At 60.6% G+C, this 17485-nt stretch carries 18 protein-coding genes; 9 read left to right on the forward strand and 9 right to left on the reverse strand.

The genetic code is table 11. The features are described 5' to 3' along the window. Window positions 1–137 precede the first annotated feature (137 nt). From NW844_RS04480 to queA, 4 genes are all read left to right on the forward strand, one after another. On the forward strand, window positions 138–1274 hold the full coding sequence (locus NW844_RS04480) for a phosphodiester glycosidase family protein (protein ID WP_414333853.1): 1137 nt from the start codon (window positions 138–140) through the stop codon (window positions 1272–1274). 975 nt (window positions 1275–2249) lie between these two features. After that, window positions 2250–2882, forward strand: a complete 633-nt coding sequence (locus tag NW844_RS04485) for a cob(I)yrinic acid a,c-diamide adenosyltransferase (RefSeq protein WP_414333855.1) — start codon at window positions 2250–2252, stop codon at window positions 2880–2882. 24 nt (window positions 2883–2906) lie between these two features. After that, entirely contained in the window at window positions 2907–3488 is a 582-nt protein-coding gene (gene dcd, locus NW844_RS04490; RefSeq protein WP_414333857.1) for a dCTP deaminase, read from the forward strand. A gap of 328 nt (window positions 3489–3816) precedes the next feature. Then, entirely contained in the window at window positions 3817–4998 is a 1182-nt protein-coding gene (gene queA / locus NW844_RS04495; protein WP_414333858.1) for a tRNA preQ1(34) S-adenosylmethionine ribosyltransferase-isomerase QueA, read from the forward strand. Here queA and NW844_RS04500 read toward each other — a convergent pair. The 4 genes from NW844_RS04500 to NW844_RS04515 form a co-directional block, all read right to left on the reverse strand. Further along, window positions 4950–5771, reverse strand: a complete 822-nt coding sequence (locus tag NW844_RS04500) for an HAD family hydrolase (protein WP_414333860.1) — start codon at window positions 5769–5771, stop codon at window positions 4950–4952. The genes queA and NW844_RS04500 overlap by 49 nt on opposite strands. A 111-nt stretch (window positions 5772–5882) precedes the next feature. Then, window positions 5883–6152, reverse strand: coding sequence for a hypothetical protein (locus NW844_RS04505; protein ID WP_414333861.1), 270 nt, complete (start codon window positions 6150–6152; stop codon window positions 5883–5885). 12 nt (window positions 6153–6164) lie between these two features. Next, complete coding sequence (fabF, locus tag NW844_RS04510) at window positions 6165–7445, reverse strand: beta-ketoacyl-ACP synthase II (protein WP_414333863.1); 1281 nt, start codon at window positions 7443–7445, stop codon at window positions 6165–6167. A 33-nt stretch (window positions 7446–7478) separates the two neighbouring features. Beyond that, the gene (locus tag NW844_RS04515) at window positions 7479–7724 is read right to left on the reverse strand and encodes an acyl carrier protein (RefSeq protein WP_041436540.1); all 246 of its coding nucleotides are present in this window, start codon (window positions 7722–7724) and stop codon (window positions 7479–7481) included. A 210-nt stretch (window positions 7725–7934) separates the two neighbouring features. Here NW844_RS04515 and rpsF point away from each other — a divergent pair, with 210 nt between their 5' ends. From rpsF to NW844_RS04535, 4 genes are all read left to right on the forward strand, one after another. Then, window positions 7935–8225, forward strand: a complete 291-nt coding sequence (rpsF, locus tag NW844_RS04520) for a 30S ribosomal protein S6 (protein ID WP_414333865.1) — start codon at window positions 7935–7937, stop codon at window positions 8223–8225. Window positions 8226–8251: 26 nt separating this feature from the next. Continuing rightward, a complete protein-coding gene (locus NW844_RS04525; protein WP_414333866.1) occupies window positions 8252–8698 on the forward strand; it encodes a single-stranded DNA-binding protein in 447 nt (148 codons plus the stop codon). 26 nt (window positions 8699–8724) lie between these two features. Continuing rightward, window positions 8725–9417 (forward strand): M14 family zinc carboxypeptidase, encoded by a 693-nt coding sequence (locus tag NW844_RS04530; RefSeq protein ID WP_414333868.1) that lies wholly within the window; start codon window positions 8725–8727, stop codon window positions 9415–9417. Window positions 9418–9600: 183 nt separating this feature from the next. Next, window positions 9601–10134 (forward strand): universal stress protein, encoded by a 534-nt coding sequence (locus NW844_RS04535; protein WP_414333870.1) that lies wholly within the window; start codon window positions 9601–9603, stop codon window positions 10132–10134. A gap of 26 nt (window positions 10135–10160) precedes the next feature. Here NW844_RS04535 and NW844_RS04540 read toward each other — a convergent pair whose 3' ends face one another. The 5 genes from NW844_RS04540 to purM form a co-directional block, all read right to left on the reverse strand. Further along, window positions 10161–11546 (reverse strand): DUF4340 domain-containing protein, encoded by a 1386-nt coding sequence (locus tag NW844_RS04540; RefSeq protein WP_414333872.1) that lies wholly within the window; start codon window positions 11544–11546, stop codon window positions 10161–10163. Window positions 11547–11564: 18 nt separating this feature from the next. After that, window positions 11565–13136 (reverse strand): GldG family protein, encoded by a 1572-nt coding sequence (locus NW844_RS04545; protein ID WP_414333874.1) that lies wholly within the window; start codon window positions 13134–13136, stop codon window positions 11565–11567. 21 nt (window positions 13137–13157) lie between these two features. Beyond that, the gene (locus NW844_RS04550; RefSeq protein WP_414333876.1) at window positions 13158–13943 is read right to left on the reverse strand and encodes an ABC transporter permease; all 786 of its coding nucleotides are present in this window, start codon (window positions 13941–13943) and stop codon (window positions 13158–13160) included. Further along, window positions 13940–14974 (reverse strand): ABC transporter ATP-binding protein, encoded by a 1035-nt coding sequence (locus tag NW844_RS04555; RefSeq protein WP_414333877.1) that lies wholly within the window; start codon window positions 14972–14974, stop codon window positions 13940–13942. The genes NW844_RS04550 and NW844_RS04555 overlap by 4 nt, the downstream gene beginning before the upstream one ends. 205 nt (window positions 14975–15179) lie before the next feature. Next, entirely contained in the window at window positions 15180–16235 is a 1056-nt protein-coding gene (purM, locus tag NW844_RS04560; RefSeq protein WP_414333879.1) for a phosphoribosylformylglycinamidine cyclo-ligase, read from the reverse strand. A gap of 145 nt (window positions 16236–16380) precedes the next feature. Between purM and NW844_RS04565 the strand changes: the two genes are divergently transcribed. Then, a complete protein-coding gene (locus NW844_RS04565; RefSeq protein ID WP_414333880.1) occupies window positions 16381–17484 on the forward strand; it encodes a septal ring lytic transglycosylase RlpA family protein in 1104 nt (367 codons plus the stop codon). Window position 17485: the final 1 nt, after the last annotated feature.

Genomic DNA, 17485 nt, shown 5'->3' on the forward strand with positions numbered 1-17485 from the left:
GGGAGAGGGGCCGGGGGTGGTCGCCTATAGCAGCCTGGAGCGCTCAGGTGAGTGGCAAAGTGTCTTAATCTTGTTTGAAGCGACTTAGCTCCAAGAGGCTAGAGCAGCAACGAGAGGGGCTGGTGAAGAGGGTTGCTTTGCCTAAAACCTTGGCCGCTGTGGGAGCGACTCTCCTCCTGCTCAACAGCCCGGTTGCCCCTGCCCAGACGCTCCTCGACCGGCAGCCTGTGCGGGTGGTGCAAGGGATCCCTTTGTACCAAGAGGAAGTCTGGATTGGGGACGATCGGATCCCGGTTGCCATCGTGGTCATTTCCCTTACAGCGGGCCAACTGCGCCCCATCTGGGCCAATCCTGCCAGTTTGGTGGGTCTGGGGGAGCTGTCTTCCTTTGGCCCTGAACAGGGAGCCGTGGCGGCCATCAACGGCGGTTTTTTCAATCGCAACACCCGCCAGCCGCTGGGAGCCATTCGTCGGGATGGCCGCTGGATCTCCAGCCCCATCTTAGGCCGTGGGGTCATCGCTTGGTCGGATGGGACGGCAGGGCAATCCGTGCGCTTTGCCCGTTTGCAGATGCAGGCAGAGCTGCGCAACGACCTTGGGGATCGGATCCCGGTGGTGGGCATCAACAGTGGCTACATCCTGCCCGGGGTTGCCCAGTACACCCCTGATTGGGGATCCACCTACACCACCCAAACGGATGGTGAAATGCTCCTGATGGTGCGGCAGGATCAGGTGCAAGACATTCTGCCGGCAGGCCTGGCCGGTAGTTTGACGGTGCCGATCCCTCCCAACGGCTACGTATTGGCAGCGCGGGGTCTGGAAGGTGCCCTGGAAGCCGGCAAACTGATCGCGGGGGATCGCCTCAAGTTGAGCTGGACTGTGGATCCGCCAGAGCTGGCCGCCTACCCCCACATGCTAGGGGCAGGGCCGCTCTTGCTCTTGGACGGCCAAGTGGTTCTGGATGCCCAATTAGAGGGATTTCAACCCCTTTTCCGCCGCCAACGGGCTGCCCGCAGTGCCGTCGGTCAACTGGACAACGGACATTTGCTGTGGGTGACCGCCGGCAATGCCCAGGAAAACCAAGGGCTCACCCTGCTGGAGATGGCGCAGTTGATGCAGCAATTGGGCTGTCGCCATGCCCTGAACTTGGATGGGGGCAATGCTTCCACCTTGGTGCTGGGGGGAGAAACCGTCAATTTGCAACACCGACACCCAGAACAACGCACACCCCGAGTTCACAACGGCCTAGGGTTTTTCCCCAGTTCAAGTCGTTGACATACTTTCTGACATAGAGGGTAAGGGTTCTTGTTACCGAAAACAGCGGTGCCCATCTCCACGGTCGTTCGGGCTATTCACGCCAGAGAAAAGACTTGGCTCCAGTTGCACAACGGGATCCCGCCAATCTCAGAACCCAAGGCTCTAGAGCTTGTATAGGTTAGCCTTACGTGGGATCCAAACTGAATGTCCAATGCTTATTTCTCGTGATAGAAATAGAGATTAAACTGAGAACAAAAATTAGCCTTGAGATCGACCAGAAAAATAATTGAAGAGATAACTTGGCGAAAAATAGTTCCAGGATATAGAGGTTACATAATTCTTTGCGTCCCTTCTCAAAAAATATCGTTGATAAGTTGTTTTTGATGAAGGCAATTAATGGATTTGCATTTCGTCGCTTTCGAAGTCAGAAATTAAGTTTAAGTTTTTGGACTTGCAGTCACACTTTTTCCAAAGTGAAGTCGAGACAACATGGGGGGCTCTCCGGCTCCTAGCCGAATAGATCCCCCGCTGGGCAAGGCTTTTGAGATGAGCAGAGCTTCGCCGCCATCTGGTGGCCAGGCCGCCGATATCGGTATTCCTGTTTGCAAGAGCTCATCTCATTCGGAAAACATTGATTCCTTGCTTGCATTTTTATAAGATACTTTTGTGCTTAAGTAAAATACCTCTACACTCAGATTTTTGTTTGGACTTGAACGTTAATTAAGATTTTGTTCAAAAGCTTTTCTTTTGGGCTCCTGCCTCTTGTGCCAAAAAGCTAAGATGGGCAAGGATTGTGTTTTCTGTCACTCTATTTGAGAGGATTTGTATGCCGGCCAGAAGCAGAACCAACTCGTTGACGGATACGCACAGGTGGTGTTTCATGGAATCCATAGCCGACGCTCTCCACCACTTGTAGGCCCTGTGAACCTAGGGTCTAGTTCCTTAACCCACTTACGAGATCAAGCCGTGGTTTGCACTGCCTCTCCGAATCCTATGCCCTCCCCCAAGGATGCTGTTCCTGCGGCCCGGGTCAAGCAGCCTGCCGCTCACGACCGTTTCCTGCAGAGGGATGGAGCCTTCTCCACCCAGTTGATCCCCCAGGGATCCCTGCAGCTCTACACCCACCCCAGCCGGGGCATGTTTACACCCGTCATGGCTCAGGCGCTGCGGCTGGCCGGCCAGGGGACGCGGGTGTTGATCGTGCAATTTCTCAAGGGCGGGATCAACCAGGGGCCGGAAAATCGCCTCTCCCTGGGGCGATCCTTAGAGTGGGTTCGTTGTCGTCTGCACCGCTGCATCGATACGCCTCATCTGGAGCCCGAGGAGCGGGTGGCTCTGGATGAGCTGTGGCAATTTACTCAGGAGGCCGTCAGGAGTGGCCGCTACGACTTGGTGGTGTTGGATGAGCTGAGCTTGGCCGTGAAGTTGGGCCTGATCCCGGAGGCGCAGGTGCTGGATTTGATCGATCAGCGTCCGGCCTGGATGGACATGGTGATCACCGGGCCGGAGATGCCGGACTCCCTTCTGGAGCGGGCCGACTTGATCACGCAATTGCGCCTACGTGCAGGGATCCGTGCCGCTGATGCGAACGTTGCTTGTCCTCCCGATCCTCCTCAAGTCCCCTAGCTTTCCAGGGAGCCTGCTGCAGCCATGCTGAAAAACGACCGCTGGATCTGCGAGCAAGCGCGGCAAGGGATGATCGAGCCGTTCTGTCCTGAGCTGGTGAGGGCCGTTGAGTCTCGACCTGTTTTGAGTTATGGCCTGTCCTCTTATGGCTACGACATCCGCCTGTCGCCGGTGGAGTTCAAGATCTTTCGCCATGTGCCCGGTACGGTGGTGGATCCCAAGCGGTTTAACCCCAAGAACCTGGAAGCGGTGGAGCTGCACCACGACGAGATGGGGGATTACTTTATCATCCCGGCCCATTCCTACGGGTTGGGCGTGTCTTTGGAGCGGCTGCAAGTCCCGGATAACATCACCGTGATCTGCATTGGCAAATCTTCCTATGCTAGGGTGGGCCTAATTGCCAACCTGACGCCGGCTGAAGCAGGGTGGCGGGGCTATCTCACCCTGGAGTTTTCCAATGCCTCCAGCGCCGACTGCCGTGTGTACGCCAACGAAGGGGTGGTACAGCTTCTGTTTCTGGAGGGGGATCCCTGCCAGGTGACCTACGCCGACCGCGCCGGCAAGTATCAGGATCAGCCCCAGCAGGTGGTGGTGGCCAAGGTTTAGCTTAATCGGCGGGAAGCCCCGCACTGTATTGGTGAATTGTGTTGACTCAAGAGCCAATCAGTGTCGGGATGAAAGCCGTTCGTCCTACACTTGAGGAGAACAAGTTAAATCTCTGGAGAGGTTCCCGCCGTGGGTCGCACGGTGGCCGCACGCTGAGACCTCTGTACAAACAAGTCTGTGAAGCGTGAAGCCCATACTCTATCTAAGTTGCGTTTACTCAACGAAGATGAGTGTCGGGAGTCGTTCACACGCCTCCCTTCTCCTAAAGGGTGGAGGCTTCCGGTTGGTGATCCCCAATCCTGTTGGATCTCGTTTTCGATCCATCTCCATGCCCGACTTTTCTGCGTCCGCTTCCCCCAACAAGGTCGAGCTGCCGCTTGGCGCCGGCGACAGAAAGCCTGATCCGGATCTGCTCACCGCTGCCTACGATTACACCCTTCCTCCCGACCGGATCGCGCAAACGCCGGCGGAGCCCAGGGATCAGGCGCGAATGCTGGTGGTGTACCCGGATCGGCACGAGCATCGCCGCTTCTGCGACCTGCCCGATTACCTGCGGCAGGGGGATCTGCTGGTTCTCAACGATACCAAGGTGATCCCGGCCCGCCTGTTCGGGGCTAAGGAGCCCTCCGGGGCGCGGGTCGAAGTGTTGCTGCTGGAGCCTCAGTTGGAAGGGATCCCGACCGTTGCGCAGCCTCTGCCTGACCGGGTGGGGTGGCGGGTTTTGGTCAGGCCGGGCAAACGGGTCAAGGTGGGGGATCGGATTCGTTTTTGGAGCAAGGAAGGATCCCCCGCTGGGCTGAGGGCCACCGTTTTGGCTTTGGATCCTGAGACCGGCGGGCGAGTTGTGCAGTTTGAGTGGGAGGGGGCGCGGCCTTTTGAGGCAATCCTGGAGCAGGTGGGCCGGATCCCGCTTCCTCCTTACATCAGAGCTGCGGGCTCAGCCCAGGTTCGCCCAGGAGATTACCAAACCCTCTGGGCCAAACATCCCGGCTCGGTGGCCGCCCCCACAGCAGGTCTACATTTTACCCAGGAGCTGCTGCAGAGGTTGGCCCAGAAAGGGATCCAAATCGCCTACATCACCCTGAACATCGGCCTGGGTACCTTCCGCCCGGTAGAAGCGGAGCGGGTGACCGAGCATCGCTTGCACAGCGAGTGGCTCAAGGTGTCGGCAGAGACGGTGGCCGCCATCCAAGAAACCCAGGCCCGAGGGGGGCGGATCATCGCGGTGGGAACCACCGTGGTGCGCTCTTTGGAAACGGCAGCAGCCTCTGGCGCTCTGCAGCCCTGGCAGGGGAAGAGCGATCTGTTCATCTACCCCGGCTACTCCTGGCGGGTGGTTCAGGGCCTGATCACCAATTTTCATCTGCCCCGCTCCAGCCTGATGATGCTGGTGGCTGCGCTGATCGGGCGGCAAAGGCTGCTGGATCTCTACCAAGAGGCCATCGACCAGGGATATCGCTTTTATTCCTTTGGGGATGGCATGCTGATCTTGCCTGCGGGGGATCCCTGAGAGCTTTTGCAGGAACTGGCCCCGCCAGCCGGGGTTGAAGGACGGTCTTGCCTGCCGGCAAACCAGTTCCGGATGCGATCCCACTCCACCTGGTGATAGCCATCTGCCGCCCAATTGGCCCGCCGCTGCAACAGGTGCAGAGGAAAGAAGGTGGCCAAAGCCAGCACCGGGATCCCTGCCGAACGGGCTGACTGGATGCCGGGATAGGTGGCCTCAATGCTCAAACACGCCTGAGCAGACAGCTCCATCCGCTGCAAAAGCAAACGGTGGCGCTGCCCTGGGGCCTCATCCCCTGTCACGCGGTAGGAGCCGGCCAGCCGAGTCAGGGCCGGGCAACGCGACTGGAAACGCTCCAGAAAAGCACTGAGCTCGGCTGTCGATTGGCCACACAGCAGGCCGACCTTCAGTTGCAGCCGCTCCAGTGTCTCCAGGGTTTCCGCCAAGCCGGGAATGAGAGACCATTCCGTGTGCCCCTCTAAAGCTTGTTGGTAGTACAGGGCCTTGCGTTTTAGCAGCTCTTCCAGTTGTTTGGGGTTGAGCACCCGCCCCTGCTCTCCCCACAAAGCCGGCAGTCGCTCGCGATCCGGTCGGCCCAGGTAGTGCAGCCGGTAAAGCTCCCGCTGGGATCCCGACTGGGGCCAGCGTTGCGTAGCAACAACAGTCCAGGGGCGCAGGTTCTCTTCCACCAGCAGTTGGTTGATGGCCTGCAGGTGCAGACCCTCGTCATCGGCCACCACCCCACTCCAGTTCAGGATCACCCCTTGCAGCGCCATACAGGCCCCATCACCTTCTGCCCACAACCGCAGCTCGGCTGCCGGATCTCCACTCCATCAAAACTCGTTGACCTACTCCCCCATGGCGGCGCTGCAGCGTTTGCGGCTTGTCTATCCGTTTTGAACGCGACGCTCAAACTCCTCGCGGGTAGTGTCCACCAATTGCACCGCCTCTGGATAAAGCTCAGGATGGCTTTGCTTCAGCCAACTGAGCACCCGCGCCAGTTGGGCTGCACAGAGATCCAAATCGGCTTGAAAAATAACCGCCGCCGCCATGTGCTGAGCATATTCGGGCGGGTGGCCTTGCTGCGCCAGCTCTGCCGTCAAAGCGGCCAAGGCCTGCTGACGAACCGACGGCGACACACTTTCGGGAGAAGACATAGACCGAGCTCTTCAATCGGGAGAGTAGCGGCGCAAGGCTAGAGTGACGTTGTGCCCGCCAAATCCGAAGGCATTGACCAAAGCAGACTCGATGGCCATCGGCCGCCCCTTGTGGGGCACAAAATCCAGCCCCGCGCACTCTGGATCGGGGTTGTCCAAGTTGAGGGTGGGGGGAACCCAGCCGTGGTGGATGGCCAGAGCTGTGGCTACTGTGGCAATGCCACCTGCTCCCCCCAACAGGTGGCCGGTCATGGATTTGGTGGCGCTGATGGCCAAGCGGGGGGCATGCTCCCCGAAGACCGACTGGATGGCCTGGACTTCAGCGATATCCCCCACAGGGGTGCTGGTGGCGTGGGCGTTGATGTATTGAACTTGTTGAGGTTGGATCCCGGCGTCCTTGAGGGCCAACCGCATCGCCCGGGCTGCCCCCTCGCCGCCGGGGGCGGGGTTGGTCATGTGATGGGCATCGCACGTGAGACCGTAGCCCACTATCTCGGCGTAGATCTTGGCACCGCGGGCGCGGGCGTGCTCCAATTCTTCCAGCAACAGGATCCCGGCCCCCTCTCCCATGACAAAACCATCCCGATCCCGGTCAAAGGGCCGGCAGGCTTGTTCGGGGACGTCGTTGCGGGTGGAAAGGGCCTTCATGGCGCTAAATCCCGCCATCGACAAAGGGGTGACCGCTGCTTCCGTGCCGCCCGTAATCGCCACCTGCACTTCTCCCCTTTGGATAAGCCGAAAGGCATCGCCAATGGCATTGGAGCCGGAAGCACAGGCCGTAACCGTACAGGAATTGGGGCCTTTGGCGCCAAAGTGAATGGCCACGTGTCCCGCGGCCATGTTGGCAATCATCATCGGTACCATGAACGGGCTGCAGCGATCCGGCCCCTTGTGCAAGTAGATAGTCTGCTGCTCCTCCAAAACCCGGATGCCGCCGATGCCGGTACCCAAAATCACTCCCACCTGCTCGGCGTTGAGATCGGTGATGCGAAACTGGGCGTCCTCCAGCGCCTGTTGGGTGGCGGCCAAGGCCAGATGGACAAAGCGGTCGGTACGCTTGGCATCCTTGCGCTCCAAATAGTCGAGGGGATCAAATCCCTTCACCTCCCCGGCAATACGGCACTCGTGGCGGGAGGCATCGAAATGGGTGATCGGACCAATGCCGGAGCGCCCTGCCAGCAAGCTCTGCCAAAATTCGGCAGGGGAGTTGCCGATGGGGGTAACGGCGCCCAGCCCCGTAATCACAACGCGGCGGGTCGGCCTGAGAGCAGTGGCGGGATCCAGGGTAGCCATCGTCTGGTATCAGCCCAGAGGTATGGGGGCAGGTTAGGCAGCTTTCTTCGAGAGAATGTAGTTAACAGCATCTTGCACCGTAGCAATCCCTTCCGCATCTTCATCGGGGATCTCTAGGTCGAACTCCTCTTCAAAAGCCATGACCAGCTCCACCGTGTCGAGGCTGTCGGCTCCCAGGTCGTTCTGGAAATTGGCTTCCGGAGTCACTTTGTCGTCCTCTACGCCCAGTTGATCGGACACGATCTTGCGAACACGGCTGTAAACTTCGTCTGCGCTCATGCTTGGAATCCCAACTCTCGATTCAGCGTGTCTTGGCCAGGCCAACCGGCGGCCAATGAAGCAACCCTCATTGTATCGAACAACGGATCCCCTTGCTGCTGCAACCAGGGGATGTGGGGGTTGGGCCACGGCCTTTTCGGCGGTGAGAAGGAGAGGTTAGGATAGTTTACTGCATCTCTACAACTGGATTGTCAAGGAGACCTCGCTTCCATGCCCCGCGCTTACGAAACGATGCTGATTGTGCGTCCCGATGTGTCGGATGAACCCCTCGAACAACTGCTCAGCAGCCAGGAGGCGCTCCTGCGAGAGAACGGGGTGACCCAGGTGGAGATTACCAATAGGGGCAAGCGCCGCTTTGCCGGCTTTGAGATGAAAAAGTTCAAGGAGGGCCTGTACATCCAATTCAACTATGCGGCTGAACCGAGCGCGGTGGCCGCCTGGGAGAAAAATCTGCGCATCAACGAGAGCGTGCTGCGCTACATGACCCTCCGCGTCGGCTAGGTTTGACGGGATCCCCATCTGCGGGCATGATGGAAATGCTGGGATCTGCCCTTCGACCCCTGAATGGCCCTGTCATGAACTCGATTGTATTGATGGGCGAGGTTCTGTCCGAGCCGGAGCTACGCTACACTCCCGATAACTTGGCTGTTACGTCCTTGGTGATCGGCTTTCCCAGCCTGCGCCCGGATGAGCCACCCTATCGGGTGCGCGTTTCTTCTTTTGGGGAACTGGCCAAAAGGGTGGTGGACACTTGCCACGTGGGGGATCAGGTCACGGTGGAGGGCCAACTGCATATGAATGTGGTGGAGCGGGATGGGCGTAAGGAAAAGCTGGCCGAGATCACCGCGCGTCGCGTCCACCAACTGGGATCCGCCCAGGTTCTCTCTCTGACGGGGATGGGTGAGTTTGCAACGGTGGACTCCTCGGAAGGAGAGGGGGCTTCCCCACCGGAGCCGGACGATATCCCGTTCTAGCAGTGCCAGCTTTGCTGGGATCCCCCATGTTTGCGGAACTTGGCGCCGGATCCCCGCAAGTTATCGGCTACTCGCTGCAGGGGCGCCCCATTTACCTTTGCCGGCTCACCCAGGGGATCCGCTCCTTGCTGCTGGTCGGGGGAGTACACGGGGATGAGGTAGAAGGCTATGCCCTGATCGAGCGCTATGTGGCCTCTGGGAAATGGAGATCCTTGGAGGGCAGGGCAGCGCTTTGGGCGATCCCACGCCTGAACCCGGATGGCTGTGCCCTGGGGCAACGGCTCAACGCCAACGGCGTGGATCTCAACCGCAATCTGCCCACGCAAGATTGGATCCCGGCCTCTTTGGAAGCTCGCTATCCGCCGGGGCCAGCCCCAGGCTCCGAGCCCGAGACACAGGCGTTGTTGGCGAGTTTGGCCCAGATTCGGCCTCAGTTTATCCTCTCTGCCCACTCCTGCCAAAGCAATCCCTGCGTGAACTACAACGGCCCTGCCCTTGAGCTGGCCCAGGTGATGGCTGCTCACAATGGCCTGCCGGTAACCGACGACATTGGCTATCCCACCCCCGGCTCTTTGGGCACCTGGGCAGGGCAGGAACGGCGGATCCCCACCCTGACGCTGGAACTCCTGCGGGGCACTCCCCTCGACCAAGTCTGGCAGGAGCAAGCCGAGGCGCTGCAGGCGGTTCTGGAGTGGGCGGTTCAGGACGATGCGTTCTGACCTATGTCAAGATCTCTGAACTTTCATTGCCAATCCGACGAGTCATCCGAGATGCCCGCGGTTTTCTCGCCCAGATCTTCTACAACACAGATAGATGGAGGTAAAGAAAAGAGGAACTTGGAGTCGAAACCGAAGTCAAGCCTTGTCTTTTGCCCATCTGTTGGCCATTTGGAGGAAGTTGGTATGTTCAGCAGGATTTTGGTGGCGGTGGATCGGTCGGAGCTGAGCCAGGGAGTGTTTCAAAAGGCCGTCCAACTGGCCAAGGCCATGCAGGCCGAGATGATGCTCCTCCATGTTTTGTCTCAGGAAGAGCCCGGTGCGCCGGAGCCGCCGATGATCCTAGGTGTAGATTACAGCTCCACCATCAGCGCCGAGCTGTGGCAGTCTTATCGAGAGCAGTGCGCCATCTTCGAGCAAAACCAGATCGACTATCTGCGCTCGCTGGTGGAGAAAGCCGCTGAGCAGGGAGTTCGCGCCGAGTACAGCCTCAACTACGGCAACCCCGGTCGGGTCATCTGCGATCTGGCCCGCTCTTGGCCGGCGGACTTGATTGTGGTAGGCCGCCGCGGCCATTCTGGCCTGAGCGAGCTGTTTTTGGGCAGCGTCAGCAACTACGTGCTCCACCGCGCCCCCTGCTCGGTGTTGACGATCCAGGGCGAGTCTCTCAAAAAAGCAGCGCCAGCCAAAGAAGAGACAACCACCGCCTCTGCCGGCTGAGATAAGGCCCGCCGGCCACCGCCTTCCTAGGAGCCCGCAGAGGATTCTGCCCCACTCTCCAGCAAGCGATTCACTTCGGTTTCCACGCTGTTGAAGGTGCTGAGGTCGATGACGGCAATGTCCGGCTGATAGCTGCTTCGTACGTAGGCGCGCAGACCGGCAGACGTCAAGCTCAACGTCAAGGGATCCCGACCGTCCTCGGTTTTGGGCTCAAAGGTCAGCTTCAGATCCGGCTCGGCCAGGGCTTTTTGGGCGTCGGGATCCGTCTCCGGCACGAACTCCTTGGCGCGGGCGGCGTTGAGGCTGGAGAAGAGAGAGCTGAGGTTTACAGGCTGGCCCGGTCGCTCTGGATTGTCCCAGCGCAGCTCCAGGGATCCCTTCTCCTGCGGCAGAGGGTTGAGGGTGAGCTGCTCCCCTTGAGACTCCAGGATGACTTGGCCCACCTGGTTGGGGTTGAGGCGGGCAAGGCGGTGATCCCGCAGCTCCTCGAAGTCGGAGCGGAGAATGTCGGCGGTGCTGGTGAGCAGGGCGGCCACCGCCGGGTGCTCCGAGGTGATGACATAGACTTGACCATCTTTTTCCGATCCCAAGGCCACCCTCAGGGTTTTGCCGTCCTTGAGCTCAACGGTTAGCTGAGCAGAAGGCTTCTCCAGACCATAAGGAGCCAGCTCCGCCTTGGTTTCAGCCGGGAACTCCACCGCCTGCAGGCGAGACAACGTATTGAGCAGACGGTCGACGTTGAGGTCATCAGCAGGCAGCGCCCTGGGCTCGACGATCTGCCAAGTATCTTCTTGCCGCTGCAAACGAACAACCTCTGGATCGGCCTCAGCCAACTGCACCTGCAGAGACTTCACTGCCGCCGTCTCGAAGCGCAGCAGAGTTTTGTCCCGCAAAGCCAAAAGGGAAGGCAGCAGGGATCCCTTCTGGGCGCTGGCCAAGAGCACCACCTCTCCCCCTGCTGGCCGGGCGTAGAAGCCGGAACTGTCGAAGTTGTCGTTGCCGATGTCCAGGCGGTAGGGATCCCCTTCTTGGGGGAAGAGGGCGATCTGGTGGCGCGGCTGATCAAGACCAAAAGCGGCCAGGTCGGTGGCCCCTTCCAGCGTGATTTGAGGCGTGAGGCGGGAGAAGGTGTTAAGAAGTTGCTCCACCGGGAAGTCCAGCGCCGCCGACTGGATGGGACGGATAATGCGCCAACGGGATCCCTCTTGAGGGGCGCGCTCCAAAAGGATCTCCTCCGGTTCCCCCTCTTGGCGGAGCTCAATGCGGGCAATGGTGTCGGGGGCAAAGTGAAAGAGCCGCGCCCGCTCCGCCTGCTGCTGCTGCCGCAGTTGCTGGAAGTTATCGAAGAGGAAATACCCCAGCAGAGCAGCCACCGCCAAACCCAAAAGAATCCAGGTGCTGCGCTTGAACATGCTTGTCCTCCTTCGGCTCTACCGTCTTTGCCACCAGAGCACAGCTCCCGATCCCAACGCCACAACCGGCAGGAGCACCGTCGATCCCAGCACCAGCCAGCGGAAGTTTTGGCCGGTCAGGGTGAGACGGCGATCGGTAATGGATTTGGGGCGAATGGAGATTTGTTCAGTTCGCTCGGTGAGCCAGTTAACCGTGTTGAGGAAAAGATCGCGGTTGCCCTGCTGCCTCAGGTTGCCGTCGAGGGCAAAGTTGACGTTGCCGATCACCACCAGGCGGGCCTCGGTCGGCGACTCCTGGGCTTCTGAGTTGTTCTGATCGCCTTTCACCTGCCGGGTCAGGGCTACGCCCAAGGTCAGGGGGCCGGGCTTGTCTTGATTTGGGTCAAATTGCACGGGGCCAGCTTCCAGGTTGGGGCTGGTCTCCCCCCAGCTCTGCGGGCCGGTGCGCAGCAGGGGTGTGGCCTGGATCCCTTCGCGGGCTTGGGTTTCCACCGAACGGGCCAGAGGAAAGAGGGTCATCAGCCGCTGCTCGGCCAAGGGGGCGGTGATGGGGTGATCCCCGTAGGTGGTAACTAGGGCAACTGCCGGCCCCGTGCCCAGGAGTTGGCTGACGCTACTCACCTCGATAAGGATGTCATCTCCCAAAACCACGCCCCACTCCTCCAGCAAGGGATCCAAGCCGGCATCCACCCGCGGCCCAATGAGCAGCAGCAGCCGCCCCCCTTTGGCCAGGTAGTCCTGCAGCTTCTCCACCTCGCCGGGGAAGAGAGCCCGCTGTGGCCCCGCCAACACCAAAACCTCTGCCTTGTCCGGGATCTCGGCCTGCACCAGGTTCAAAGGCTCCACCCGATAGCCCTCCTGGCCGAGGGCTGCCACCGCCTGAGCCAGCGTTGGGGTGCCTTCCCGCGCTTCTAGGCCCACTTCCCCATGCCCTTGCACGAAATAGGCCAGCAACTCCCCGCGGTTGACCACTTTAGACAAGACGGGGGTCAGCTTGCTCTCCAGGTCAGGGGCAGGGGGCTGCGGCAGTTGCTGCCGGCTTTCTCCGGCCTCCACCACCAGGGTGTTGTTTTGCGTCACCTGCAGCCGCTGAATGGTGAGGGGATCCCGATTGGGATCGACAAACGCAAACTGGAAGCGCTCGGGGTTGAGGCGGCGGTAGCGCTCCAGTTGTTCCCGCAGGTTGGGATCCGGCGCCGTGGTAACCACCCAGACTTTGACGGGTTGCGCCAATCCCTGCACCAGTTGCCGGGTTTGAGGCGACAGGGTAAACAGGCCCTCCTCGGTGAGATCCAGGCGCAGGTCGTAGCGCACCGCCACCACATTCACCAGCACCAGGATGACGGCCATCGCCGCCACCGCCACCAGGATGTTGGCGTTGGTCTGGGTGGAGCGCAGCCCCAAGAACAGGCTCACTTCCTGCCGGTGGGTGAGACCCCACACCACCACCAGGGCCAGGCCTACTGCCAGCAAGCTGAGGGGCACCGCCGTCCAGCCGGTAAGAGCGGATCCCACCAGCAGGCCGATGGCAATCACACCAAGGCCGAGGATCCCCGCCCAATCTGCCAACGCCCGCCAATCTTTTATCACCGCACACCTCCCAAGACAACCTTAGCTCTGCTGCCAGCGCAGGCTTTCTACCGATTGCACCGTGGCAAACAGCCCCAGCAGGATGATGCTGAGGAAAAGGACGACGCTACTGCTGCTGAGGATCCCTTGCACCCAGTTGCTATATTGCTGCAGCAAAGAAATATGCCTCAGGGTAGCGGCAATCCAGTTGTTCTCTTGGCCAGCCGCCGCGTCGATCACCCAGAGCAGCAGGATTAGCCCAAAGGTGGCCACCGCGGCAATGAGGGTGCTGTCCGTCAGGGAAGAGATGAACAACCCCAAGGCCATGACACTGCCCGCCAGCAGAGCAAGTCCCACATAGCCCACCAAGGTCAGGCGGTAGTCCACTGCTGGGTTGGCGCTGCTCAGCACCAGCACGTGGTAGACCAGCGGCGGCAACAGCAGCGTCATAAAAAACACCCAGACCGCCAGCCACTTGCCCAGGGCCACCTCCAAGTTGGTAATAGGGGAGGTGGCCAGCAGCTCCATGGTGCCCCGCCGCCGCTCCTCGGCGTAGGAGCTCATGGTAAAGATGGGCAATAAAAATAAGGAAAGCGTGCCCAAGAGGTTGAGAAACTGCTGCGACAGGATGGTGGCGGCATCAAAGGGGTTCTCTTGGCCAAACTGGGCAAAGAGATCCACCTGCTGGGAAAAGCTGATCACCCGCACCAAGATATTAAAGAAGAAAAACCCCGCCAGCCCCCAGAACACCGCCGCCACCACATAGGCAATGGGGGAGGTGAAGTAGCCGCGCAGTTCTTTACGAAAAATGGCCACTGCTCCGTTCATGCTGCTTCCTCCAATGCGCCCTCAGATCCCTCTTGGGTGGTGAGCTGCAGGAAAATCTCTTCCAAAGAAGCCTGGGGACGGCCGATCTCGTAGAGGGCGATCCCCGCCTGCACCAGGGCCCTGGCCACCTCCGGGATCCAGCCTAAGGACTCTGTCCCGCCGTCGCGAACAGCAGCAGCGTTGCTTTTAAGCTGCACCTGCCAGCGAGGGGGATCGGATCCCAGGGGCTGCAAACTCACCACTTCGACCTGGGGCAAATGCTGCAGGGCCGACCGAATGGCTGCTGCTTCAGGAGCGCCCACCACCAGCTTCGCCTGCTGCCGATCCTGAAGCTGGGCTGTCAGCTCGGCGGGCGTGCCGATGGCCGCCACCTGGCCGCGGTTGATGATCACCACCCGGTCGCAGGTCATGCTCACCTCCGGCAAGATGTGGGTGGAGAGGATGATGGTGTGCTCTCCCGCCAAGCTCTTGATCAGGTTGCGCACCTCGATGATCTGCTTGGGATCCAGCCCAATCGTGGGCTCGTCCAGAATGATCACCGGCGGGTCGTGCACCAGAGCCTGGGCCAGTCCCACCCGCTGCTTGTACCCCTTGGAGAGCTTGCGGATCAAGGTGTGGCGCTTGTCTTCCAGGCTGCAGCGGCGGATCACCTCGTCCACCCGCCTAGGCCGGTCGCCGGGGCTGACCCGCTTGATCTGGGCGACAAAGTGCAGGTAGGCCTCCACGGTCATATCGGGGTAGAGGGGCGGGTTTTCCGGCAAATAGCCGATGCGCTGCCGCACCGCCATCGAGTTTTCGTGGACATCAAACCCGGCCACCCGCGCCGTCCCCTCGCTGGCGGGCAGATACCCTGCCAAAATGCGCATGGAGGTGGTCTTGCCGGCGCCGTTGGGGCCCAAAAATCCCATGATCTCGCCGGCGTTGACCTGGAAAGAGATATCGCGAATGGCCGTAAAGCTGCCGTAGGTTTTGCTCAGATGCTCCACTTCGATGGCAGCCGTGGTTGCAGGAGCAGTGGATAAACCTATCATCGGCGGCTCCTAACCTAGAGGGTCAGCGTGAGTTGGCCAACAGCCTAAGTCTGTAGGTGTGTAAAGCGAGCAGCCCCTGTCTTGAAACAAACAGAGGTGGGGAGCGACAGAGGCGGCAGCGCTGAGGCCATCAGCAAACTTAGCACAGCGGCGGCGGGGATAAGCAAACGGCACCGGGATCCCCTCCCCCCTTTTGGTGGGGTGCTCAGGGGGCCAGGGATCCCCACGCTTCCAACCCCAAGACTCGGCTCTCCCCAGGACAGGGCGCCACCACCTCGCCAATAGGGAAGGCTTCCGGCAGCAGCGATCTCAGCAAATCTTCCGCCTCAGGGGGCACCACCAGCACATAGCCCACCCCCAGGTTAAAGGTGTTGAACATCTCCAAAGTCTCCACCTGGCCCTGCTCCTGCAGCCAGAGAAATTCCTGTGGGATGGGCCAACTGTGGGGCTGCAGCCGCGCCGCCTGGTCAGGAGCCAAACAGCGGGGCAAGTTTTCCGGGATGCCGCCGCCGGTGATGTGGGCCATGCCGTGGATGGGGATCCCTGCTGCTTGCAGCCTCTGCACCGCCTGCACGTAGATGCGGGTGGGGGTGAGAAACACCTCCGCCAAAGGCCGATCCCAACCAGAGGGCTGGTGATCCCAGCGCCAGCCCCGCTCGGCCACAATGCGTCGCACCAGGCTGAAGCCGTTGCTGTGCAGGCCGCTGCTGGGCAAGGCCCACAGCCGATCCCCAGCCTGCACCCGCGAGCCGTCGAGAATGTCCGCCCTCTCGACAATCCCGACACAAAATCCCGCCAGGTCGTACTTGCCGGGCGGATAAAACCCCGGCATCTCCGCCGTCTCTCCCCCCAGCAGTTGGCAGCCGGCCTCTTGGCAGCCCTCCAGAATGCCGTCGATCACCTGCCAGAGAGCTTCCGGCTCCAGCTTGCCGGTAGCCACGTAGTCCAGGAAAAACAGCGGCTTGGCTCCCACCGTCAGCACATCGTTGACACACATGGCCACCAGGTCGATGCCCACTCCGCGGTGCTGCCCCCACTGCTGGGCAATCTCCAGCTTGGTGCCCACCCCATCGGTACCGGCAACCAAAACCGGTGCCCGGTAGCCCGCCGGCAGCTCGAACAGGCCGGCAAAGCCGCCAATGCCCCCCAAGGTTCCTGAAGAACCTGAAAACGGGACTTTAGTTCGTTCAACGCGCTCCCGAACCCCCTTGACAAAGGCGCGGCCCAGATCGATGTCAACCCCTGCTGAGCGGTAGTCCAAGATGCCGAAAATCCTTGTGCTGACGGGACTTAGGCTTTTGCCCTCGACCGGGCAAGCTTGTCAACTTAGAAACCTATGGTACATTAACTTCTGTTTTACTGTCGCAGTGGATGTTGTACAGGAGTTTCGAGAGGAGCGCGGCCTCATGCGAAATTGGAAGCGGCTAGGACAGGGACTGGCTCCCGCCCGCCAAGTGGGCTTAGTCGGCTGTCTCTGTGTTACGGCTCTCAGCTTGCCGGCAGGCATGTTGGGCAGCCCGAACTCGCAGGCACAAGCCTCAACTCGCAGCGGATCTCCCAGTGCCAGAGCAACCCAGCCATCCCCCAAAGCCCACTCGCTCTCCCCGGCAACTGACCTTATCTCCCCTTCCCAACCCAACGCCCCCCTGCCGGCCAAACTCGGCACCTTGCACTCGCAGGACTCGGAGTCTCTCCTCCTATCTCGACAGGCGATCCCTTCGCGGCCGACAGAAGAACCTACCCTCAAGATCGGCGAACAACAGCAGTCGTCCAGCCAGCCTGTCTCCACCCTCTACGACTACCAGATGGACGGTCGGCAGGTGGTCACTGTCTATGTGAAGGATTTGCCTATTGTCAGCTTTGTCGAGCAGCCTGGGCTGGAACCACCGCTGCTGCGGGCCAGCACCCTGGTGGCCCGGCTCAACCAAATGGCCCAGGGATCCCTGAAGGACACGACCATCGCCCTGGCTTGGGCAGAGCCCCAATCCGGGGATCCCCTCTACGCAGTTCAGGTCAACGGCGAGGAATTGCTGCGCATCGACGGGGGAGTGCTGCTGCCAAATCACCAACGCCCGGTGGATACGGCGGTTTTGGCTGCCAATCGTCTGCGCCGTCTGCTGCTGGATGCGCCCCCCATTTCGGCTCCGGCCCTACCTCAACCGGCTGCTCTCACCGCCAAGGCCACCGTTGTAGGCCCTAAGCCAGAAACAGCCGCTCAACCAAAACCTGCCCCTGTCCGTACCGTTGGGCCTGTGCAGGAAGGGATCGCCTCTTGGTATGACCTGCACCCCACCCGCCATGAGATGACGGCTGCCCACCCCACTCTGCCCTTCGGTACCGAGGTGCGGGTCACCAACCTGAGTAACGGGCGCCAGGCCGTCGTGCGCATCAACGATCGCGGCCCCTTCATCCCCGGTCGGATTATCGACCTTTCCCTGCGGGCGGCAGAGGCCCTGGGGATGGTGCGCTCTGGGCTGGCGCCGGTGCGGGTGGAAGTGGTGCAGCCCTAGG

Source organism: Synechococcus sp. H55.2 (assembly GCF_047462495.1).
Taxonomy (GTDB): Bacteria; Cyanobacteriota; Cyanobacteriia; order Thermostichales; family Thermostichaceae; genus Thermostichus.

Bases quoted from the DNA above. Each gene is read 5' to 3' on its own strand.
- NW844_RS04505 (WP_414333861.1), bottom strand. From the start codon at position 6,152: ATGTCTTCTCCCGAAAGTGTGTCGCCGTCGGTTCGTCAGCAGGCCTTG.
- NW844_RS04500 (WP_414333860.1), bottom strand. From the start codon at position 5,771: ATGGCGCTGCAAGGGGTGATCCTGAACTGGAGTGGGGTGGTGGCCGAT.
- NW844_RS04540 (WP_414333872.1), bottom strand. From the start codon at position 11,546: ATGTTCAAGCGCAGCACCTGGATTCTTTTGGGTTTGGCGGTGGCTGCT.
- queA (WP_414333858.1), top strand. From the start codon at position 3,817: ATGCCCGACTTTTCTGCGTCCGCTTCCCCCAACAAGGTCGAGCTGCCG.
- NW844_RS04535 (WP_414333870.1), top strand. From the start codon at position 9,601: ATGTTCAGCAGGATTTTGGTGGCGGTGGATCGGTCGGAGCTGAGCCAG.
- rpsF (WP_414333865.1), top strand. From the start codon at position 7,935: ATGCCCCGCGCTTACGAAACGATGCTGATTGTGCGTCCCGATGTGTCG.
- NW844_RS04485 (WP_414333855.1), top strand. From the start codon at position 2,250: ATGCCCTCCCCCAAGGATGCTGTTCCTGCGGCCCGGGTCAAGCAGCCT.
- dcd (WP_414333857.1), top strand. From the start codon at position 2,907: ATGCTGAAAAACGACCGCTGGATCTGCGAGCAAGCGCGGCAAGGGATG.
- NW844_RS04550 (WP_414333876.1), bottom strand. From the start codon at position 13,943: ATGAACGGAGCAGTGGCCATTTTTCGTAAAGAACTGCGCGGCTACTTC.
- NW844_RS04530 (WP_414333868.1), top strand. From the start codon at position 8,725: ATGTTTGCGGAACTTGGCGCCGGATCCCCGCAAGTTATCGGCTACTCG.
- NW844_RS04515 (WP_041436540.1), bottom strand. From the start codon at position 7,724: ATGAGCGCAGACGAAGTTTACAGCCGTGTTCGCAAGATCGTGTCCGAT.
- NW844_RS04555 (WP_414333877.1), bottom strand. From the start codon at position 14,974: ATGATAGGTTTATCCACTGCTCCTGCAACCACGGCTGCCATCGAAGTG.
- NW844_RS04525 (WP_414333866.1), top strand. From the start codon at position 8,252: ATGATGGAAATGCTGGGATCTGCCCTTCGACCCCTGAATGGCCCTGTC.
- NW844_RS04565 (WP_414333880.1), top strand. From the start codon at position 16,381: ATGCGAAATTGGAAGCGGCTAGGACAGGGACTGGCTCCCGCCCGCCAA.
- fabF (WP_414333863.1), bottom strand. From the start codon at position 7,445: ATGGCTACCCTGGATCCCGCCACTGCTCTCAGGCCGACCCGCCGCGTT.